The following is a 21,612-nucleotide window of genomic DNA, read 5'->3' as shown; positions in this document are numbered from 1 at the left end:
CCGATCCGGGCGCGTGGTCGAGCCGGCCTGATCTTCGAGCGCGGCAAGAATCTCGACGCGCTTGATCGAATCGATGCCGAGATCGCTTTCGAGATCCATGTCGAGCTTCAGCATCTCGTACGGATAACCGGTCTTGTCACTGACGACCGTCAGCAGCACCTGCTTCAGATCGACGCGAGGGGACGCCACAACAGGCGGCGCTGCATGCGCTGACGCATTGGCAAGCGCGGCAACAGGCGCGACTGGCGCAACGGCCGGAACGGTCACGGCAACCGTGGGCGGCGGCGTGGCAACTGACGCGGTGGCAAACGCCGCCGGCACGCTCGGCAGCAGCGGGCTCACCTGTCGCGTATTCACCGCAGCAATCGCGCCGACGTTTGGTGTCGTGCCAGTCAACCCGCTGATGCCGAGAAGTGCCGTTTCGGCAACGCGCAGGTAGGCCTGATGACTATCGGCCATCGCTTGCTGAAACGCGGCATGAGCCTCTGCCGTCTGCTGTTGCGTTTCCAGGAACACGCGCAACCATTCGGCAGACACGTTGGCAGTACTCGGGGTTGGGCAGACGACATGGCAGAAGACTCAGTCACAGGAGCGTGCGGCGCTGGTGCCGCGACGTGGGCAGAAGCAGGTGGCATTGCCGCGGTTGGCATCGCAGCCGGCGTGGCGGGCGACAGGGCGGGGCGTTCCGGGTTCGGCCCGGGCAGATTGCTTGGGTCAAGTGGCGGGTAGGGCTTGCCGTAGTTGGCGCCAGAAATTTTGATCGGCATTTTCCCAGGCTTGATGCTTGGCGCATCCACGCGCACATCGGCAAACAGTTTGCCGAGTTGCATGGGGACGCCCAGCGCGGCGAGGCGCGCGATGGCACCGACGAACACAGCGAGGCCCGGTTTGTTGCGCCGGTCGGTCGCGATGGCTGAGTGCGGGCGGTCGCCGAGAATCGCGGGCACGAGGCCGCTGAGGACGCTGCTGGCGCCGACTTCGACAAACACACGCACGCCGTCGGCGTACATATGTTCGATCATGTCGACAAAGCGCACCGGGCTTGCGATCTGATTGGCAAGCAAGTCGCGCCAACGGTCACTTGTCCCGTCGACCGCGGCCGCCAAGCCATTGCTGTAGACCGGGATCTGCGCCGATCCGAAGGTCTGCATCGCCAACGTTTCGGCGAATTGCGTCGCGGCCTGGGCCACGATGGGCGAATGGAACGCGGTCGCCACTGCGAGTCGCTTGCTTGCGAGTCCGTGCCGACTGAGTTCAGCTTCCGCACGCGCGATCTCGGCCGACGTGCCGGACAGCACGATCTGATTGGGCGCATTGTGATTTGCGAGGCTCAGCGTGATGCCCGCTTGCTGCAGAATATCGCCAGCACGCTCGCGCGTGGCCGAGACTGCGAGCATGCCACCATCGCTGTCGATCGCCGCTTGCGCCATCGCGAGGCCGCGCGCACGGGCAAGCAGCATCAGGCTTTCCAGATCGATGCAGCCGGCCGCGCAGAGCGCGCTCAACTCACCAAAACTGTGTCCCGCCGCCGCATCGGCTTGGATGCCGAGTTGCCGCAAGCACGCGAGGGTGGCCATCGAACTCGCCGCCAACGCTGGTTGCGCCCATTCGGTCGCGGTCAGTGCGTCTTGTTGCGCGGTGCGGCTTTCGGCATCGAACACGGGTTTCGGGAATACGAAGTGATGCAGCTGATCGAGATCGACCGCCTCGATGTCGGCTACGCGATCATAAACCGATCGTGCGGCGTCCGAGCTCATCAACAGGTTGGCGCCCATCTGCACGTACTGGCTGCCTTGGCCTGGGAACAGGAAGGCGACTTTGCCCGGTGCTGAACCGATGCCGTAGCTGCTGCCATCGGCCTGTTGAAACGGCTGCTCTGGATTGGCCTGAATCTCGGTAGCGACGGTCACACAACGCTGCTGCCAATCGCCACTGATGGGCAGCACCAGCGCCAACCGGTAGGGTCGCGCCGAATCAAACGAGGCCCGCGCGGCGCGTGCCGCCTGATAGAGATTCGACGCCTTGGCCGCTGCGCGGAGTTGCGCCAGCAGATCGGCTGAAGCGTCTGCCGAGATCGCGAGCAACTCGTGCTCGTGCATGGGCAGACGCTCTGCGCCATGCGAGCCGCGATACTCTTCAAGGGTCAGATGGAAGTTCGAGCCGCCAAAGCCAAACGCACTGACCGACGCGCGCCGCGGATGGTTGCTGTTCCGAATCCATGGCCGCGCCACCGTGTTCAAATAGAACGGGCTTTGCTCCAGGGCGAGCTTGGGGTTGGGCGCATCGATCTTGATGGTGGGGGGCAGTACCTTGTGGTGCAGGGCCATCACGATTTTGAACAGCCCGGCAGCGCCCGCTGCTGCCTTGGTGTGGCCAATCTGACTTTTGACCGAGCCCAGCGCGCACCATTGGCGATCGGCCCGACCCGAGTCGTCGTAAACACTGCGCAGCCCCTCGAACTCGGCGATGTCGCCCGCCTTGGTGCCCGTACCATGCGCTTCGACAAGTTCCACCGTCTGCGGGCCGTAACCGGCTTGCTCATACGCCCGGCGCAGCGCTTTCGCCTGCCCCGCGGACACGGGCGCGTACACCGACTTCGAGCGGCCATCCGACGATGTGCCAATGCCCTTCAGAACGGCATAAATCCGATCGCCATCGCGCTCGGCATCGGCGAGTCGCTTTAGCGCGATCATGCCGAGGCCTTCACCGAGCATCGTGCCATCGGCCGCTTGATCGAACGGCCGGCAATCGCCACTTGGCGACAGTGCGGGCGTCTTCGAAAAACACATGTACATGAAGATGTCGTTGAGCGTATCGACGCCACCGGTGATGACCAGATCGGAATCGCCCAATTGGAGTTCGCTGACAGCCATCGCGAGAGCGCTGAAGCTCGATGCACAAGCCGCGTCGGTGACGCAATTGGTGCCGCCGAGATTCAACCGATTCGCGATGCGACCCGCCACGACATTGCCGAGCAGACCGGGGAAGCTCGCTTCCTGCCAAGGCACATACTGATCGGCGATGCGCTGGCACGCCGACTGGACATCGCTTTCGGCCAGACCAGTGTCGCGGAGCGCCTTGACCCAGACCGGCTTCTGCAACCGCGAGACCATCGAGAACAACAGTTCCTGCGCGCTCGTCACACCGAGAATGACCGAAATTCGCGAGCGGTCGATCTGATCAATCCGCTCACGTGCGACATCCTCCAGAACTTGCTGCGCCACGATGAGTGCAAGCAGTTGCGAGGTGTCGGTCGCCGGCATGGTGGATGGCGGGATGCCAAAGCCGAGCGCGTCGAAGTCGACCGGATTCAAGAATCCGCCACGTTTCGCGTAGGTCTTGTCGGGCGCGCTTGGGTCGGCGTCGAAGTAGTCGTCGATCAGCCAATGGCTCTTCGGAATGTCGCTGAGCAAATCCTTGCCGGCGAGTATGTCGCGCCAGAACCCGGTCGCATCACTGGAGCCGGGAAACAGCGCCGAGACGCCAACGACTGCAATAGGTTCACGTTGCATGAGAGTGTCCAGTTGGCGCTGCGGCCAGGGGCCGAGGGCGGAAATCGAACGCGGCGCTCGGCATATTGATGCCAAACGTCCGGAGTTGCTGGGCGCGCGTCAAAACCGCGGCGCCTTCGAGCAGATTGCGCGCCACTTGCGCGACGGTGCGCGCCTCTGGCACTTCGAGAAAGCTGCCTTCGACCCAGCGATTGAACGCGCCCATCGCCGGCCCGCACCAGATTTGATAGTCGGATTCGCGATCATCCAGACCATCGATCGCCCACCGGCTCGCGAGACCGAGGTAGGAACGAAACACCAGCGCCATCAAATGCTTGGGATCGCGCTCGGCGCGCTCAACCTGCTTGGGCTCGCGCTTTAGCCAGAACTCGCGGGTCGAGGCCCATGCCGATGCAAAGTCATTGCGCAGCATCTGCTTTTCGACTTTTTCGCGATCCTCAGCTGGGATGGCATCGAAGCTTGGATAGGTACGATACAACTCATAAAGCTTCCGGGCCCGCACCGCAAACAGGCTGCCGCGTTTCAAGACTTGCACGTCTACACCCATTTCGAACATGTCGGCAGCCGGCGCCATGATCACGTCCGCCATGCCGACCTTGGCGAGCATGCTGCGGCCACGCGGGTGCAAGCCGGATTCGACGCAAGCCTGATTGACCGAACCGGTTTGCACGTATGCCGCACCCATTGCAAATGCCGCCGCTGCTGCGCCAGGTGTGCCAATACCGCCCGCAGCGCCGATGCGGATCGTGCGTGCGTCTCCGCGCTGGCGCAGGATCTGATCGCGCAACGTCAAGATGCACGGGACCAGTGCGGTCAGCGGGCGATTGTCGGTGTGGCCGCCGGAATCGGCTTCGCACGTGAGGTCGTCAGCGATCGGGAGTTGCGCCGCGAGTTCGGCCTCACTCGCTGTCAATTTGCCCGCCGTAACCAACGCATCGAGCATCGCCTTCGGCGGTGTTTCGAGAAACCGGCGGGCGACTTCTTCGCGCGAGATCTTGCCGATCACAAAATTGCGCCGCTGGATTTGCCCCGAGTCATCGCGATACAAGCCACTGGCGGCATAGCGGACGATCGCTGGCGACATGGCCATGAACGCGCTGGCCTCGATCAGACGGACGCCGTGCTTCAAGAACAAGTCGACAAGACCGTCTTCGAGCAGTGGCTCGGCTGGGCTGTGGATCAAGTTGACGCCCCAGGGCAAGCCCAGCGGGTCCAGGGTGTTCTTCAGTTCGACGATCGCTGCCTCAACGCGCGCCGCGGACAAACCCGCGGCGCCGAAAAAGCCCAGGCAGCCGGCCTTGGCCAGTTCGATGACATAGGCGATCGACGCGATGCCATTGGCCATCGCGCCACCAATGTATGCAAAGCGTGTGCCGTGTGTCTCCTGAAAGCTTCGCTCACCGAGCCATTCTGGATACAGGCCAGGCAGGCTGCCCAACCAGTTCAAATCAGTAGCGCCCACGCAGTCGGCCGGTCCCGCAGCACTGATCCCAATGCGTCCGGACGCGCGGTCCTCTAGCACGGAAAGGGCTTGTCGGGGGTCGGCCAACGCGGCCAGCAACGCTGCCTCGCCAAAGCTTGGTTGCAACAGGACAGATGACGGGGCGGCAGCGGATTCGGTCATAATCGACTCAGAAAGTGGCACTCAGTGTCACATTGTGCGGGCGCGCTTTATACCGCAAAGTGGGCTTCTCTGCCTGATTTTGCGGGAAAGTTGTCTATTTTCAATGATTTGCGAATCCTGTACTTGGCCATGTCTCTCCGCGATCACAAGAAGGCAAATACCCGTCGGGCATTGGTGGATGCAGCGCTGCAGCGGTTCTACGTGCAGGGTTTCGAGGCAACGACCCTGGACGAGGTGTGCCAGGATGCCGGCGTCGCCCGCCGGACGTTTTTTCGCTACTTCGATAGCAAGGAATCGCTGGTCTTTCCGAACCGGGCCGAGCGTCTGCAGCGCTTTATCGAACTACTGGAATCGAACCCTGCCGACGAATCGCCACTCATCAGTCTTCGGGCGATCGCGCAGATTTTTGCCAAGGAATACAGTCAGCATCGGCCCCAGTTGCTGGCGCGCCAGCGGTTGATCGAATCAACGCCAACGCTCCGCGCCCGCGAGCGCGAGATCGACGAAGACTGGGAGCAAGCCATGGAAGTGGCGTTTCACCGCTATTTTCAGCGTGCAGGGCCGGGCGACCTGGCCGCACGTGCGCGGTCGCGCAGCAGTCGCGTCGATCGCAAGAGAGTCGATCTGCGCGCCCGGGTTCTGGCTGGCGCCGCCATCGGCGTGATCCGCGCGACGATGCAGTTTTGGTTTGATCACAATGGTCGGCCCGATTTGGGCGAACTCGGCGCGCGTGCGATTGATCATCTGGAGCAGGGCTTTATGCGGCCGGGCGAGGGCGCCCAGGTGACCCCGAGTGAGTCGCTCAGGGAAACCCGGAAGCAAGATCAGCGAAATCGCTGATCGCGCTCAGGGGCAGTCGTTATCGCACTCGAAACTGTCACCGAACAACGGGCTCGGAATGATCGCGACCGAAAACGGCTCCAGTCGTTCGTTGAAGTGCAGATCGCCGACGAAGCTTGCCGTGAAGTCCGCGGTGCCAAAGCCCAAGGGGGTCAGATCGCAGGATGTCGCTGGCAGGACGATGACGCAGAGCTCGCTGCCCAGCACCGACTCGACAATGATCGTGCCAGTGGGCGTGCCCGCACCCGGCGCGGCCGCACTGATCGTCACCGGTACACGCATCGGTGCAAACTGTACCGGCTGACCCCCTGCGGCGTCAGCGCGAAACGGTGCTGCGAGCGTGAGCTGCACTTCGGCCCGTTGCACGACATGCGTCGCGGTGCCAAAGCTCGCCGTGTGGCCATCACTGCCGGCGAAGTCGGCGCGAATGCCAATATCGCTGCCGACATTGGTCGGTACCAACTGACAACTGCCGGACCCGCTGGCAATCTGACAGCTGGCGCCAGAACCATCGCTGATCGTGATCGGTCCGCTTGGGGTTCCGAACGCGGCGGTGGTTGCCGCAACCACGGTGACAGCCTGGCCAAACACACTGGGGCTCGGACTGATTGATTGGATGCTGGTCGTGCTGGCCGCGGCGCCAACGTTGTGCGACTCCGTATCGCCGCTGGCCAGATGTGTGCTGCTGCCCGCATAGCTGGCGGTCAGGGTGAGGTTGCCGGTCCCGAGTGGCGTCAGGACGCAGAAGCCTTGACCGCCCGCGAGCGTGGCATTGCAGCTGCCACCGCCGCTGGCGCTGATGGTGACTGCACCCTCCGGTGTGGCGAAACCGCTGCTGGCGGTAAAGGTCACCGTAAAGGCCGTGCCGGGGCTGCTCGGATCGGGTGAGTCACCCGTGATCACCAGCGTGCTGCTCGCCGGCTCAATGAGGTGGCTCGCACTACCCGTGCTCGGGGACGTACTGGCATCACCGGAATAGGTGGCATTCAGCGTGATGTTACCGGTTTGCGTGGGCGTGAACGCGCAACTGCCGCTGCCACTGCTGAGCGCGCTGATTGTGCAACTGCCAACATTCGGCGTGCTGGTGATCTGCACCGAGCCAGTCGCCGCCGCGCCACCCACCTCGATGCCGATGCTCGCCTGTACGGTGATCGGCTGCCCAACCACCGAGGGCGCGGGCAGACTGCTGAGGTTCAGTTGGCTCTGCCGGCGAATGCTGACATTGGCAGCAAATTCGCTGGTGGTTTCAAGACCGGCGTTCAGCTCAGAAGCCGTCGCGGTCACGGCCGTCCGATTCGATGGGATCGTGATCGGGCCGATCGAGAAACTGGCCAAGCCTGTGCCATCTGTAGTGACATCGAGCGTCTCGGCGAGTGGCTGATCGCACTCGCCATTGCCGGTGGTATCGGCCGTCCCGATGGCGCAGAAGCGCAACCGATAGGTCGTATTCGGCTTGCTGGACAGGCTGCCGGACAAGCTAACCCCGGCAGTGCTGCGCACCGCGCTTGCGATCACCGGGAAGTTCTGCAGGCCATTCGCACCGGTATCAGCATCGAGTGCATCATTGCTGCTGACCCCATTGCTGCCGAGATCGATGCCGATCCCAGTTTGTGCCGCGAGCGTATTGGCGTAGAGCGCGCTGTTGCTGACCGCCGCCCCGACATCAATGCCGGCACCGCCATTGTTCAGAATGAGATTGTCGTGAACTTGGTGATTGTTGCCGCCGGTGAGCCAGATTCCGGCGCTGCCGTTGCGGAAGCTGAAGGTATTGCCCGCAATGCTTCGGCCGCCGATCGCATTGCCGTGGATCTCGGCGGCACCCGAATCGACTCGAATACCGACCATGCTGCCGGCAACGACATTGTCCAGAATCTGGTCTGAGGCCACGCTGCAGCGACTGTGAATCGCGCGTGGTGTCGAGACCAAGGGCGCGGTGACCGTGGAGCCGTTGCTGAGCAAAGCGCTTACACCATCGGCGCGCAGGCCGAAGAGATTGTTCTCGATCACCGAGGCCGAAGTCATGCCGCCGAGAATAGCGGCCAGATTGCCCGAGCTCGGCACGGCGATGAGATTGCGATCGGCATCGTCGCTGCCGCCAATCTGACCGCAACCGCCGACGCATTCGATGTAGGCCAGTGCAGCAGCTTGGATGGCGGCCGCCGCGCTGGTGCCATTGCTGCGTACGCCAACAAAATTGCCGCTCATAAGGGTATTGGGGCCAAGCTTCAGAAAGGGCAGGGCCTGTGACGCGGTGGTTGCGAGCACCAAACCGCGAATCATGACTTGCGGGCTGGCCTGCACTTGCAACGAGGCGTTCAGAATCTCGATCGGCAACACGGCGTTCTGGCCGGTCGGGCTGGTATTCGCTTGCGCGCCGTCTTGCGATAAGCCGTCGATCTGTAGTCGACCGCTGGCTACCAAACTCTGCAAGCCGGGTGTGATCGAAAACGGACCGGTGCCTGGAATCGCAAAGCTGATCACGTCGGGATTGCCGGAATCATCCGGCTTGGCCTCCGCTTCCAGAAATGCCTGCAGAAAGGAACCTGGGCCGCTGGGGTCGCTGTTCGTCACAACCAGGCTGGCAACGCCGGGGCTGAAGGCAGCAATGGCCGGGCTGAGCTCACTCGTCTCGACCGGATTGTTGCTGAGATCGAGTCGGGTCGCGGTAGCGCTTACAGCACCGACATAGCTGGCCGTGCCAAAACGGGCGTCATGATTGCTGAAACTGGCGACACCATTCGCATCGGTCAGTACTTCCAGATCGTCGCTTGAACTGTGCCGGGCAAAAGCAAACGTTTGGCCGGAGACCGTTCGACGCAGCGTGTCATCAGCGAAGAACTGAATTCGATAGCGCGTATTCGGCGCACTGTTCAGCACGCCACTGAAGCGGATCTCCGCTTCACTATTGCGCGCGGCCTGGGTCAGAATTGGAAAGTTCTGGGTGTTGTTGGCGTTGCCATCGGCGTCTAAGGGATCATTGGCACTGAAGCCATCCTGATTCAGATCGATATCTTGAACCAAACTGAACAGAATTCGGTTGTGGTCGAACACAACGCCGGTGTTTGCCGAACTGAGCTCAATGCCTTTGCCGTTTGCGCCACGGGCGACAATCACATTGTTGCTGAGCACGGCATTGCTTTTCGGCTGCAGATTGCCGGCGTTGCAGTTGCCACTGGGTTCGACGATGCCATCGGCGCCGAGGCCAAAGGTGTTGGCGATCAGGCTGGAGCCGACGCCGGAGATATGGGTTGTTGCGCAGCCAAAGACATTGTTCTGGATGCGTACCGTCGGACTGCCCCCGGCAAATGAGGTCATGCTCACCACATTGCGAGCCGCCGTCACCCCGTCGGGCAGCAAACCGAAGACGTTGTTTTCGATCACGGCATTGCTGACCGAGCTGAAACTCACGGCAATGGCGTTGCCGGTCACTTGCGCGAACACGTTTCGATCAGCCGGATTCGGGCCGCCGATAAGGGCTGAACTGCCCTGCAGGTTGACGAACACGCCGCCGATTGCAGTCGTCGTCACACCGTTTGGTGCTACCCCGACCCAGTTACCAGAGAAGCTTGAGTTGTTGTTCAGAACGATCGAATTACTGACCGTGGCCGCGTGCAGGAAGGAAAAGCCGCGAATGCTCGAGCCTTCCGAGCCAGTAGTCAGGTTGATCATGGTACTCATCGTGGCATTGGCATTCAGAACCAGCTTGAGGACCGCGTTGTTGGCGGTCTGACTGGTGTTCGGACTGGCGCCAGCTTGACTGTAGCCATCGATCACGACTGGTCCGAACAGGCTCGGGAGCGCCGAGCCCAAGTTGAACACATGCGGTCCGGGGCCTGGTATCGCAAATCGGATCTCATCGGCGCCAATTTCCTGATTGGCCTGTGCGATCGCGTCGCGCAGCGTGCAATCTTCATTGCAAAGGCCGTCATTGGTGTCGGCGGTACTGGTCACAACAAGACTCGCCGTTGGGTCGAGTCGAAAACAGGCAGAGAACTCGGACGAGCCGTTCGTTGGATGCCGCGCCAGCATGGTCAAATTGCGCCGGCCATTGCTCGGGCCGGTGTAGGGTACGGTCAGAGCAAAGGTCTCGTGCGTGCTGTCCAGATTGACTGATTGCACCGCCAGCAACTGCTCGCCCTCGCCATGGCCGGTAGCGTCGCACGACTCATTCAGGTATACCGACAGCTCGTAGCTCAGGCTGCTGACATTGCCGACGTCCAGGCTGCCATTGACCAGGAGCTCGGTCGGGTTGATCGTGACCGCACTGACGACCGGGAAATTCTGCAAGCCGTTGACGCCGGTATCCACATCATCGACATCGTTCGCTAATACGGTGTTGTTGCTACCCAAGTCGACCGCCAGGCCGGTATTGCGGCGGAAGATATTGCCGGTCCAGCTCAGGTTGTTGCCGCCACTGCCGGTACCCAAGCCGCGGGCGTTGAACGCAATTACATTCGGTGCCGCAACGCTGCCCACCGTGACATTGGTGCTCAGTTGACCAAGACCAACGCCAAAGCCCATCCCGCGTTCGCTGATGCCATCGCGGCCCGTGCCGATCAAGTTGCCGAGGATGACGGTGCCCGAGGCGGAATTATTGGTGCCGACGCCGTTGCCGCTCAAGCCACCAATGACATTCCGATCTGCCGGAAGCGTGCCACCGATCTGGATATTGCCGGCCAAAGCAGAAATGCCGGACCCGCCACCAATGGCGGTCAGTCCGTCGGTACCAAGGCCGACAAAATTGCCAGTCGCCGCCGAGCCTGTGGCCGGCGTCGAACAGGCAGTTCCGTCGGGCTTACCGCCGAGTCTGATCTGCGAGTTGCTAAAGCCGGTCACGGCCAGGCCCCGAATACTGCTATTCGCGGCGCAGACACCGAAGCCATTGCGATTAATCCCCACAGCCGGGTCACCATGTACGCGGATCAGGATGGTCGCATTGCTGATGTTTGGGTCGGTATTGGCGGCGGCCCCGGGCTGGGTGTAGCCATCGATGGTGAGCGTCTCGTCGATCGTGGGCAGCAAGCTCAGCACGGTGATCACATGTTCGCCGGAACCGGCGATGTTGAAAGCAATCGTATCGGCACCGGCGGTGTTGTTGGCAACCGTTATGGCCTGACGCAGCGTGCAGGGGCTCGCGCATGTGGTGTTTGGGCTGTCAAACGTGTCAGCCGTGCTGTCGACCGTGAAGGTTGCCGCGGTCGCCGTATTCGTCGCGCCGCTGAGAATCATCGCTATTCCCAGGCAACGGGCTACATTCCAGGCAAAGCGCTGCCCGGTCCGGCCTGGACCAAATCGCATTCTCATCGGGAAGTCTCCCTGTCCGTATCGAATGGCACGCTAGCTGAATGCGAGGCGCCCGAATACTAACTTTGGATAGGGGACCAGCGTCGCTGCTGACGGCGGCTCAGCGGTTGCTGTCGCGAAGCAATGCGAGCAGCGCTTGAATCGTCTCGTAGTAACTAATCACCCAAACGATAGCGGCAAGCTGCAGTAGCAGCGAGACCTTGCCGATGTAGCCCCAAATGTATTGGGAGTCGGCGAACTGATCAAAGGACTGCCAACGCTGGCCATTGCCCCAGGACCACTTAGTGCCCCGCACGAAGAACAGCAGACTGATGACCAGTGCAAACGGTCCGGTCATGACGAGAAGCCCAAGGTAGATCAGAAATGTAAGCAGGAACCCGTTCCGAATCAGCCAGAACGAGGTCAGCGCCAGTGCGCCCCAGTTGAGGCCGTCGAGCATGGCTTGGCCGGGCTCCTGGGGTGGCGGCGACGCAGCGTCTGGGCTCATCGGGGGGTACTCGGTGGCATCTTCTGGCCGGGGTTCCATTCTGAATCAGCGTGTCTTGGCCTGGGCGTGACACGAGTCACTGGTGAGCAACGCGACCTGCCCGCACGATGCGATCAAATGATTTCGCGCAGGGATGCGATGAAACGACGGCATTGTGCGGAAGGAGCCTCTGAACACGTTCAGAGGCGATGCGGACCATGGATTGCCCGCCTAAAATCAAGTACGCAAGTGCTTGATTCTGTAGCAACGAGTCCGGACCCCGGCCTTTGTCGGGGCAGGCTATGTGCCGGACTCGATGCGGGTCTGAAAGTCCAGGATGGACTTATTCAGACCCGCCCGAGTCTTGTCGTTGCGGCGCCGACTTGCTCGCCAGCATGGCCGCCATGCGCTCATGGATCAACTGAATCGCTTTCAGCGGACGCACCATGACCTTGAACTCGGTGATCTGACCAGCATCGTTCCAGCGAATGATGTCGACGCCATTGACTTGCACGCCATCGATCTCGGTTTCGAACTCGAGCATGGCGTCCGTCGGCCCGATGATTTCGCGGACATAGCGAAACGTTGGGTTGAAGAACACCTGGAACGCCGCGCCTAGGTACGCCGCCGTCACCGGCTTGCCACGTTGCGGCGCATGCACGACCGGCGAGATAAACACAGCGTCATCAGCCAGTAATGTCATGAGGCCGGACGGGTTCTTGCTTTGCACGAGTTCGTGCCAACGGGCGATCGGGTGCGTTTCCATGGTTTGAGCGTAGCAAATTGGCGGTGTTGTGCGAACCGCTCAGCAAACACGCCAAAACCCTTTGGTTTTGCGAACCCAAAATTTCGGTTGGTAACGATTCTGACCGCAAGTAACCCCCTCCCCAGCCCTCCCCCGCGATCGCGGGGGAGGGAGAAATGCTCCTTTCCCACGCGAGTGGGAGAGGGCTGGGGAGAGGGCTACTTGCCACACTGCGCCGTCGTGAAAATCGCGCATCGTCGCTGACTGTTTAATGCGCGAATAAGCGCACCTTATGGGCGGCTGAACTCCCACCAGCGTCATCCGCGGGCGGCGCCGAAACCGATTCAGGCGCTCGCTCAATTGGCGCGTCAGCCGTGCTGACGCTATGCCCTGATTGAGCGTGCCGCCAGTTCGCTATTACTGGTGATGTGTATCTGTAGGCTCCGGTCGTCCGCGTACCCCGAACCAATACAGCAAGACCGCAAGCAAGCCGGTGACCGCAGCCGAGGCCCATAGCAACCAAGGCATGATGCCACCCCAGTCAGACCAAGCCCCGCTAAGGCCGAAGTAGCAGAGGTACAGAGAGGCGCCGCCATTGCTGACGATGCCCGCCGCGATCGAGCCCATGGCGCGTTGACCCTTCAGGGCCGCGGCGAGTCCAAACCCGTAGCCGACACATAGCGCGAGGTAGGCCCAGCCAAGTAGCCGCACAAATAGCAGCAGGCTGCCGGGTTCCGGGATTCCGAGTCGGACCAATACGTCTGTTGGAAACAGCAGCAGCGGCACGCACCAAAACAGCACAGTGGCAGCGATCTTTACAACGAACACACGGGCGAGGGCAGTCATGGCGGGCCAGATGGGTTGCGTGGCCCAATACAACGAGAAGCTTGCTAGTCGCGCAAGTGGTGATCCAGACAACGTCGGGCCCAGGCTGCCGATTCTCGTGCTGGGCTACGTCCCGCGTGGCTTCGCCCGATGCGTCGCCGTGGCGGTCCAAGGATCATCCGGCCACGGATGCTTGGGGTAGCGGCCCTTGAGCTCTTTCTTGACCTCGGCGTAGGTGCGGTCCCAAAAGCCTTTGAGGTCGCGCGTGACTTGAATGGGTTTCTGGCCGGGGGACAGGAGGTGCAGCAACAGGGGCACGCGGTTGCAACCAACGCGTGGGGTGTCGGCCAATCCGAACAGCTCTTGCAGTTTGACCGCCAGCACGGGGATCTCGCCTTCGAGATAGCTGATTCGCCGGGTCATGCCGCTCGGGACTTCGATCTCTCTCGGCGCCTCGCGATCCAGCAGTTGCTTCTGCGTGTAGTCGAGTCGACTGCGCAACGCCTCGCCGAGTTGCGCCGAGTCGATCTGGCTGACTCGGGTGACCCCATCGAGAAATGGCGATAGCCAATCGTCCAGCGTGCTGAGCAACGTGGCATCGTCGCAGGCGGGCAGGTTCTGCTCGGGCGCGGCGCGGCGCAGGAATTCCACCCGTGCACAGAATTCGCGTTGGGATTCGCTCCAAGGCAGCACATCCAATCCAAGCTCGCGGATGCCTTGCACCAAGAGCTTGGTGGTCTCGGCATTCTTCGGTGTGGGCACGTGCCGACTGCCGAGCACGATGCCGGCGAAGCGCTCGACCCGTTGACCTTCGACCGCTTTCGATTCGCGCAAGAATCGAAGCTCGGTTTGCTCGATGAAGCGATCAGCGAAGTGTTGTTTCAGGAAGCGGTCATCAAGCCTGGCCGCGCGTTGAACCGAGCTGTCCTTCTCGTCATACCGAATCTCGGCAATGACGATCCAAGGCTCGCCATAAAGCTGCGCGCCGGGTCGTAGTTTCGCGCCGCGACCATTTGCCAGCTGATAACGCTCGGGTTTGTCCGGGTCCTGGCGGGCGATGCGGTCTGGATACGCAAACGCCAACACATCGCCGAGTGCGTAGCGATCCAGATCGCGATCACCCGGCGCGCAATTCAAGCGGCGGTGCCAGGCCTTGCTGCTCTGGTCGATCTGCGCGAGCACATGACGGTCTGCGCGATTTCGGTCGAGTCGGTTCTGGCGGAAGTCGAGCAACGCAAACCAACGATCGGCGAGATCGTCACTGAAACGCGCTTCCCCGCGCAGCGGATCGCGGGCCTCAAGGATCGCAATCAAGTCGCAGGTGAGTGATTTCAACGACTTTGGGGCTTTGGCGGCCGCACTCGCCAATCGCGGATGCGTGCCCAGGCTCAACAGCGCGCGGCCATGGTTGTTCAAGCGGCCATCGATATCGAGTGCGCCGAGCGCCATCAGCAAATCGCGCGCCTGCGCCAGATTGCCGGCGGGTGGCGGATCGAGAAAGCGGAGATCATTGCTGCCCCATGCGGCAATTTCCAGCGCCAAGCCGCTCAATTCAACGCGCATCAGCTCCGGGCGCGTGCCGGGTTCGAGGCGCTGCGACTCCGGCCACAAGCGATAGCAGTGACCCGGTGCGACGCGTCCCGCGCGACCGGCGCGCTGGGTGGCTGAGGATTGCGCGATCGATACCGTCTCCAGGCGCGACATGCCGCTGCCCGGATCAAAGCTCGGTTCGCGCGCAAGCCCGGCATCGATGACCACGCGCACGCTCGGAATTGTCAAACTGGATTCGGCAACGTTCGTCGCCAGCACGACGCGTCGGCGCTCGCCCGGCCGCAGCACGGCGGCTTGCTCCTGCAGATTGAGCTCGCCGTGCAGGGCCAATACATCGACCGGCCACGACTCCGCCTGCACGTGATCACGCGTGCGTTCGATCTCGGCCTTGCCCGGCAGGAAGCACAGCAGATCGCCTTCGTGCTGTTCGAGCGCGAGCTTGATCACGCGCTTCATGTGCAACTCGGTGCTTTCGTTCGGGCGTGCGTTCACATGCTCGATCGTGACCGGAAAGCTGCGCCCTTCGGCGGTCAGGCGGGGGCAATCGAGAAAACGCGCAAGCTTGTCGCCATCGAGCGTCGCCGACATCACCAGGAGTCGCAGATCCGGACGCAGGCTGTCTTGCACATCCAGGCACAGCGCGAGTGCCAGATCGCTATGCAGATGCCGCTCATGGAATTCGTCGAACAGCACGGCGCTGATGCCGTCGAGCGTTGGGTCATCCTGCAGCATGCGCGTCAGGATGCCCTCAGTCACCACTTCGATGCGCGTGTTGGCGGATACGCGATTTTCGAACCGGATGCGATAACCAACCGTGCCGCCAACCTCTTCGCCGCGTTGTTCGGCCATGAAACCGGCAGCTGCGCGCGCGGCAATGCGCCGCGGCTCCAGCATCAGGATCTTGCCCGTGCACCAACTGGCGGCGAGTAGGGCGGGGGGAACCTGCGTGGTCTTGCCGGCGCCTGGAGGTGCCTCAAGCACCAGGCGTGAGGCATGCTCAAGTGTTGCCAGGATGTCTGGCAACAAGGGCTCAATTGGAAAGCGCGACATGTGATCGTGGATTGGCGCGGACTCAGCCAGCGCGCAGCCATTCAGCAGCGTCGAGTGCGTAGTACGTGAGAATGCCATCGGCGCCAGCGCGTTTCATGGCCAGCAGCGATTCCAGCACCACGGCTTGCTCGCTCAACCAGCCGTTTTGCGACGCGGCTTTGAGCATCGCGTATTCGCCGCTGACCTGATACACGAACGTCGGGACTTTGAACTCGTCCTTGACGCGGCGAACGATGTCGAGATAGGGCATGCCGGGCTTGATCATGACCATATCGGCGCCTTCTTCGAGATCGAGTGCGATCTCGTGCAGGGCCTCGTTCGAGTTCGCCGGATCCATTTGATAGGTGTACTTGTTGCCTTTGCCGAGATTGCCGGCCGAGCCAACAGCATCGCGAAATGGGCCATAGAAGCTCGATGCATACTTGGCGGCATAGGAGAGGATGCGCGTGTTCGCCGAGCCTTGGGCCTCCAGCGCCTCGCGGATCGCACCAATGCGACCGTCCATCATGTCGCTCGGCGCGACTACGTCTGCCCCAGCCTCTGCATGGGAGAGGGCCTGTTTGACGAGGGCCGCCGTGGTGTCGTCGTTGACCACGTAGCCGTCGTCGTTGATCAATCCATCCTGACCGTGGGTCGTGAACGGATCGAGCGCCACATCGGTGATCACGCCGACTTCCGGGAAATGCTTCTTCAACTCACGCACCGCACGCTGGGCGAGGCCCATTGGGTTCCAGGCTTCTGCCGCGTCAAGCGATTTGGCTTCCAAAGGGGTGACCGGAAATAACGCAATCGCTGGCACTTTGAGCTTGGCCGCACGCTCGGCATCGATCAGTAGTTGGTCGAGCGACAATCGATTGACGCCCGGCATCGAACCGACTGGCTCACGGACGTTCTTGCCTTCGCAGACGAACGTCGGCCAGATCAGATCGTTGACGGTAAGTTGGTGCTCACGCATCAGCCGACGGGAGAAATCATCGCGTCGCATGCGCCGCATGCGGGTGTTGGGGAAGCTCATGGAATCGCCCTTGAATTGGTGACTCGACATTATCGCATAGTCGGCGAGAAGCACTCTTCAGAGACTGTTCTCGCCACTGCCCTCGCCTTGCTGTTCTGTCGCAAGTAGCCCTCTCCCCAGCCCTCTCCCACTCGCGTGGGAGAGGGAGTTCTCGCTCACCCGCGATCGCGGGCGAGGGTGGGAGGGGATTACTTGCGACCATGTGGCACGGCACCTTGCGCCTCAGCGCAAAACGATCAGTTCGAGCGAAAAGGCGACGCAATTACACCCAACACCCGCCGACCTTTGGCACCCGTCACCGCCGGCAGATTGCTCGCGCGGCCTTGCAGGGTTTCGGCAGCCATCCACGCAAACGCCATGGCTTCGAGGAATTCGGCATTGACGCCCAGGGCGGCGACGGTCGCCAATTCGATCGGGGCGATCGCGCGGGCGATCGCATCCATCAGTACGGGATTCTGCACGCCGCCGCCGCACGCGAACACGCGGCGGGTGTTCGGGGCTTCGCGCTTCAGTGCTTCGGCGATTGACCGGGCACTGAGTTGCAACAGCGTGGCTTGCAGATCAGTCGCAGACAGGCTCGGGCGTGGGCCAAGTCGCTGTTGCAGCCAATTCAGATTGAAGTACTCACGACCAGTGCTTTTCGGCGCGGGGCGGGCGAAGTAGGGTTCTTGCATCAATTCATCGAGCAGGCCCTGAATGACGCGACCCGACGCGGCGAACGCGCCATCCGCATCACACGGCATACCCCAGTTTTGCTGGCACCACGCATCGAGCAGCGCGTTGGCAGGCCCGGTGTCGAAGCCACGCACGTTGCCGTTGCCAGAGAGCAGGGTCAGGTTGGCAATGCCGCCGAGATTGAGGATTGCCCGATCTTCATCGGCGTAGTGGAACAGGGCTTGGTGAAATGCGGGCACCAAGGGCGCACCTTGACCGCCCGCAGCAATATCGCGACGGCGGAAATCGGCCACGGTGGTGATGCCAGTCAATTCGGCGATGACATTTGGATCGCCGAGTTGCATCGTGAATGGGAGGTCCGAATCGGGCGCATGCCAGACAGTCTGGCCATGCGAGCCGAGCACGGCGACATCGGCCGGACTCCGATTGGTTTTGAACAGCAGATTGATCGCGGCCTGCGCAAATGCCCGCGCAATCGCCACGTCGAGTTCACCGAGAGCCTGCAACGAAATGGTTCCGCTCTGGCTCAGCGCGAGAATGCTCTCGCGCAAAGCGGTTGTGTAGGGTTCGGCATGGGTGGCCACAAGCCGTGGCCTGGGCTCGGTTTCGATCAATGCAACATCGATGGCGTCAGCACTGGTCCCAGAGATTAAACCCAGCGCGAGCATTACTTCTGAACCGTGGTCGGGAACGGGCCTTCCAACCGGGCGAGCAAATAAAGCGATGGCTTGACCGCTTTCTGGAACGCTGCCATCAAGGTCAGTGGCAGGCGTTCTGGTGGCGGCATCGTGACCTTCAGCGGATCGCGGTGCACGCCGTTGACGCGGAATTCATAGTGCAGATGCGGGCCACTGGCGAGTCCGGTCATGCCGACGTAGCCAATGACCTCGCCCTGACGCACGCGGACACCACGGTTGGCCACACGCCGGGACATATGCCCGTAGAGCGTCGAGTAGCCGCGTCCATGATCGAGAATGATCACGTTGCCATAGCCATTCTGCCAGCCAGAAAAGCTGACCTTGCCATTGGACGCAGCAATGATTGGCGTGCCGGACGGGGCCGCGTAGTCGACGCCGCGATGCGCGCGCACGGTGCCGAGCACCGGATGCTTGCGGGCGGAGGAGAACCGCGAGCTGATCCGGGAGAACTCGACCGGCGTGCGGATGAAGTCCTTGCGCAGCGGTCGGCCGCTCTGGTCGTAATACTCGAAATCGCCGCCGGCGCGCTGGTAGCCAACCGCTTCGAAGCGCTTGGCGCGGTTGTAGAACGTTGCCGCCAACACCCGACCGCCGGCGACCGGCTCGCCATCGCGATAGCTGGCCTCGTAGACCACGAAGAACTTGTCACCCTTACGCAGGTCCTGCGCCATGTCGATGTCGTAACCGAACACCTTGGCCAATTCGACCACCATGTCATCGCTGAGGCCGGCGTCTTCAGCGGCGGCAAACAGGGAACTCTCGATGATGCCGGACGCCACGTGGGTGCGGCGTTCGAGAGGACGCTCAATCGTCGATTCCTGAACGCGATCGCCATGCCACTCGACCAGTTTCCGGGTGTTGCCGTCGGCGTCGTACTGAATGGCGAGGAGATGGCCGTCCGGCGCACGTTTGACGCCCAGCTTTTCACCCGGCTTGAGCGTGGTCAGGGCCCGCGAGTCCTTCATCTGGCCCAGGAGCTGCGCCAGATGGCTGCCATTGACGCCGATCTCGGCAAAGATTGCGCCGAGTGTCTGTCCTTTCTCGACCGTGATGGTTGTCCACATCCCGGCTTCATCGATCCGAGTGTAAACGCCGTTGATCAGCGCTTGGCGATCGTCCTTCCAGGTGGGCGCGTCGGTGGTCATTGCGGGCAAGACCAGCGGAATGGTAGGCCCGAGCGGCAGTTCCCCGCGCCCGAACACCGCCGCCCAGCTGGGCAGTACGACGAGCGCAAGCAGCGCCAGAATGCCGGCGACAATCGTGATCATTCCGCGTTCGCTGCGCCAAGTGACCGGCGCGGCGCGGAAGTTCTGGATGAAGCTCCAGTCGGGCCAGGCGTTGTAAAAATGCTTGTGCCGGCGCTGGGCGTGGCGGCGAAGGGCTTGGCGGCGTTGGCGCTGCCGGCTTTTCTCGTCGTCGTTTCGAAACAGCATGCGTGCAGGGTCCAATCAATCAGCTGAGGCCGGCGCACACGCGCCAGGCATCAGGCAAGGTATGGGAATACCCGTGAAGGCAGGCAAGAGCTGGGCAGCAAGGGCGGCTGGTCGCAGCATGGACTCACAGTCACTTCACTAGGGCGAAGGCTGGACAATAACCTGCCTCAGAATGTCTCGTCAAACCCTTGTTCTAAAAGGGAAAACTGAACGAAAGTCTTAACACGGTTTTAACGATTCGAGTAGGTTGGGCGCATCCAGTCGGTTCAGGTTTGGGGTTCATGTGGCCGCAGACTCGTGAATCGAGTTCCCCTGGCTTCGAGACGCCAAGGCTACGAGACCCAGGCCTCGTGCAACGGCCGCACCAAGCGGGTCGACCCTGTTGCGCTCGGCTGAACGATTGCGCCTGCCTGTTGCGTTAATTCGGTGGCAGATTCCCGGTTGAAATCGCTGCCCGAAGCCACGGATTCAAGGTCGGATCATCGCCCGCGCGGATCTCCTCACCAATGCGATAGCGATCACTGATGGGGTCATACCAAATCACTGCCGCAGCCGAGCCGTCGGTCGGCCAAACGGATTTCCAGATCGTCAAACCGCTGTCTTCAAAACTGTTGGCAAAAACGCTGTCTGGCGGGTCGAAAAATTGCGTCCCCAGCAAGCGAGCATAGTCTTGGGTTTGGCTGCCGTCGGTCTTTTCGATCAGGTACTGCGGGCTGGTTCCGGCGACCAATGGGTTCACCAGATTCCCGAGCACCAGCGTCATGGCTGTGTGCGCCGCAATGCTGCCGCTGTCGATGCGAATGACGGTGCCCGTGCTGCCACCGCTGGTCTTGGTGCCGCTGAGCCCACCACTCAGAGAGACGAGCGCGCTGTTGGTCTGATTGGCCCCGCCGACGCCGGTATAGAACGCGAGGAAGTCGCCTGCTGATACTGCGGTGTCGGTCGTGAAACTCAGGGTATAGCTCGTGGTGCGGCCGACGATGGTGTCGCCCGGCGTCACGCCCGGACTACTCAAGAATCCGATCGCGCGCACCATGAACGTATCGTCGGCAAATCCCTCCTGCCCGTCGCTGGCCCGAATCGTGATCGTGGCGGTCCCAAATCCATTTGGCGTCACGCGCAGACTGTTGCCAATGATCTGCGGCGTGACCGCCGCAGCATTGGAATTGCTCTGGATCGCAAAGCTCAACGGGTCGCCATCGCCATCACTGAAATGAGTGTTCAGGTTGCTGGCCACGACGACTTGTCCGGATTGCTCTTCCAGGTTGGTCTGATCTGGAATCGGCGTCACGACGAACGGGGCGGGATTGGCGGTGTAGGTGTTTCCCGGAGCGGTGCCGGTATCGATGGCAGAGCCATCGAGAACACCCACTTCCAAGGCGTACGGGTTGCCGTTGGTGACGATCGGGTTGGTGATGCCGTTGAACACGATAGTGATCGTGGTGTTGGCCGCTACCGTCGGGCTCCCAGCTGAGGGATAAACGTAGATTTCAGTGGCCGCCGCCAGTCCAACCGTAAGCGTCAACCCGCCGCTGGCCGACTGCACGGTGGCACCCTGGAAATTGGTGTTGCCGCCAGCGCCCGCGGCGTTATTGATGCGCAACGCGCGATTGGGTCCGAAGGTCGTCGACGGCGCGCGAAACGTCACGGTGTACTGGGTCGTGGTGCCAACCGTCGTCACAGCGGGTGTCATGGCAAGATTCGTCAATGTGCCACCCAAGCAAGGGGTGCACCATGCCAACCCAATCAGCCACATCGCGGTACGGTTCAGCATGCCCATGATTGCCTCCGCTCTACTCGCACTCGCAGTGTATCAGCACAAGAACTCTGCGGCTTTGTCCGTTGGACGTTGTGATCGGGCCAAGGACGGCCCG

The 21,612-nt window shown here is 61.8% G+C and carries 12 protein-coding genes and 1 pseudogene; 1 reads left to right on the top strand and 12 read right to left on the bottom strand.

The features are described from left to right. Positions 1 to 21 precede the first annotated feature (21 nt). The 3 genes and pseudogenes from C7S18_RS25335 to C7S18_RS11215 form a co-directional block, all read right to left on the bottom strand. Positions 22 to 147, bottom strand: a pseudogene (locus C7S18_RS25335) (phosphopantetheine-binding protein); the annotation flags it as partial. Between the two features lie 245 nt (positions 148 to 392). After that, positions 393 to 3,512 carry a type I polyketide synthase gene (locus tag C7S18_RS11220; protein ID WP_106891652.1) on the bottom strand — a complete coding sequence of 1,040 codons (3,120 nt, stop codon included), beginning with the start codon at positions 3,510 to 3,512 and terminating at the stop codon, positions 393 to 395. Then, entirely contained in the window at positions 3,502 to 5,136 is a 1,635-nt protein-coding gene (locus tag C7S18_RS11215) for a PfaD family polyunsaturated fatty acid/polyketide biosynthesis protein (protein WP_106891651.1), read from the bottom strand. The genes C7S18_RS11220 and C7S18_RS11215 overlap by 11 nt, the downstream gene beginning before the upstream one ends. 129 nt (positions 5,137 to 5,265) lie before the next feature. On the opposite strand from C7S18_RS11215, the gene C7S18_RS11210 reads away from it, so the two are divergent. Further along, positions 5,266 to 5,976 carry a TetR family transcriptional regulator gene (locus C7S18_RS11210; protein WP_106891650.1) on the top strand — a complete coding sequence of 237 codons (711 nt, stop codon included), beginning with the start codon at positions 5,266 to 5,268 and terminating at the stop codon, positions 5,974 to 5,976. Positions 5,977 to 5,982: 6 nt separating this feature from the next. Here the strand turns inward: C7S18_RS11210 and C7S18_RS11205 are convergent, their stop codons facing one another. From C7S18_RS11205 to C7S18_RS11165, 9 genes are all read right to left on the bottom strand, one after another. Continuing rightward, positions 5,983 to 11,280: a CSLREA domain-containing protein gene (locus C7S18_RS11205; protein ID WP_106891649.1), complete on the bottom strand. Its 5,298-nt coding sequence runs from the start codon at positions 11,278 to 11,280 to the stop codon at positions 5,983 to 5,985. A gap of 100 nt (positions 11,281 to 11,380) precedes the next feature. Beyond that, complete coding sequence (locus C7S18_RS11200; RefSeq protein WP_146151885.1) at positions 11,381 to 11,767, bottom strand: hypothetical protein; 387 nt, start codon at positions 11,765 to 11,767, stop codon at positions 11,381 to 11,383. 322 nt (positions 11,768 to 12,089) lie between these two features. Next, positions 12,090 to 12,512, bottom strand: a complete 423-nt coding sequence (locus C7S18_RS11195) for a nuclear transport factor 2 family protein (RefSeq protein WP_106891647.1) — start codon at positions 12,510 to 12,512, stop codon at positions 12,090 to 12,092. A 396-nt stretch (positions 12,513 to 12,908) separates the two neighbouring features. Continuing rightward, entirely contained in the window at positions 12,909 to 13,337 is a 429-nt protein-coding gene (locus C7S18_RS11190) for a hypothetical protein (RefSeq protein ID WP_106891646.1), read from the bottom strand. 105 nt (positions 13,338 to 13,442) lie between these two features. Next, positions 13,443 to 15,917: an ATP-dependent helicase HrpB gene (gene hrpB / locus C7S18_RS11185; protein WP_106891645.1), complete on the bottom strand. Its 2,475-nt coding sequence runs from the start codon at positions 15,915 to 15,917 to the stop codon at positions 13,443 to 13,445. Between the two features lie 22 nt (positions 15,918 to 15,939). Beyond that, the gene (gene hemB, locus C7S18_RS11180; RefSeq protein WP_206208012.1) at positions 15,940 to 16,932 is read right to left on the bottom strand and encodes a porphobilinogen synthase; all 993 of its coding nucleotides are present in this window, start codon (positions 16,930 to 16,932) and stop codon (positions 15,940 to 15,942) included. Between the two features lie 236 nt (positions 16,933 to 17,168). Then, a complete protein-coding gene (locus C7S18_RS11175; RefSeq protein ID WP_106891643.1) occupies positions 17,169 to 18,275 on the bottom strand; it encodes an anhydro-N-acetylmuramic acid kinase in 1,107 nt (368 codons plus the stop codon). Continuing rightward, positions 18,275 to 19,738, bottom strand: coding sequence for a M23 family metallopeptidase (locus C7S18_RS11170; RefSeq protein WP_106891642.1), 1,464 nt, complete (start codon positions 19,736 to 19,738; stop codon positions 18,275 to 18,277). The genes C7S18_RS11175 and C7S18_RS11170 overlap by 1 nt, the downstream gene beginning before the upstream one ends. A 418-nt stretch (positions 19,739 to 20,156) precedes the next feature. Continuing rightward, positions 20,157 to 21,518: an Ig-like domain-containing protein gene (locus tag C7S18_RS11165; RefSeq protein ID WP_146151884.1), complete on the bottom strand. Its 1,362-nt coding sequence runs from the start codon at positions 21,516 to 21,518 to the stop codon at positions 20,157 to 20,159. Positions 21,519 to 21,612 lie beyond the last annotated feature (94 nt).

It is taken from the genome of Ahniella affigens (assembly GCF_003015185.1).
GTDB classification, from domain to species: Bacteria; Pseudomonadota; Gammaproteobacteria; order Xanthomonadales; family Ahniellaceae; genus Ahniella; species Ahniella affigens.
The sequence above is the reverse complement of the archived record's forward strand: the minus strand, read 5'-3'. Positions and strand labels throughout refer to the sequence as shown.

Excerpts from the sequence above, each read along its gene's own strand:
- C7S18_RS11220 (WP_106891652.1), bottom strand. The coding sequence starts at position 3,512 with ATGCAACGTGAACCTATTGCAGTCGTTGGCGTCTCGGCGCTGTTTCCC.
- C7S18_RS11215 (WP_106891651.1), bottom strand. The coding sequence starts at position 5,136 with ATGACCGAATCCGCTGCCGCCCCGTCATCTGTCCTGTTGCAACCAAGC.
- C7S18_RS11210 (WP_106891650.1), top strand. The coding sequence starts at position 5,266 with ATGTCTCTCCGCGATCACAAGAAGGCAAATACCCGTCGGGCATTGGTG.
- C7S18_RS11205 (WP_106891649.1), bottom strand. The coding sequence starts at position 11,280 with ATGAGAATGCGATTTGGTCCAGGCCGGACCGGGCAGCGCTTTGCCTGG.
- C7S18_RS11200 (WP_146151885.1), bottom strand. The coding sequence starts at position 11,767 with ATGAGCCCAGACGCTGCGTCGCCGCCACCCCAGGAGCCCGGCCAAGCC.
- C7S18_RS11195 (WP_106891647.1), bottom strand. The coding sequence starts at position 12,512 with ATGGAAACGCACCCGATCGCCCGTTGGCACGAACTCGTGCAAAGCAAG.
- C7S18_RS11190 (WP_106891646.1), bottom strand. The coding sequence starts at position 13,337 with ATGACTGCCCTCGCCCGTGTGTTCGTTGTAAAGATCGCTGCCACTGTG.
- hrpB (WP_106891645.1), bottom strand. The coding sequence starts at position 15,917 with ATGTCGCGCTTTCCAATTGAGCCCTTGTTGCCAGACATCCTGGCAACA.
- hemB (WP_206208012.1), bottom strand. The coding sequence starts at position 16,932 with ATGAGCTTCCCCAACACCCGCATGCGGCGCATGCGACGCGATGATTTC.
- C7S18_RS11175 (WP_106891643.1), bottom strand. The coding sequence starts at position 18,275 with ATGCTCGCGCTGGGTTTAATCTCTGGGACCAGTGCTGACGCCATCGAT.
- C7S18_RS11170 (WP_106891642.1), bottom strand. The coding sequence starts at position 19,738 with ATGCTGTTTCGAAACGACGACGAGAAAAGCCGGCAGCGCCAACGCCGC.
- C7S18_RS11165 (WP_146151884.1), bottom strand. The coding sequence starts at position 21,518 with ATGGGCATGCTGAACCGTACCGCGATGTGGCTGATTGGGTTGGCATGG.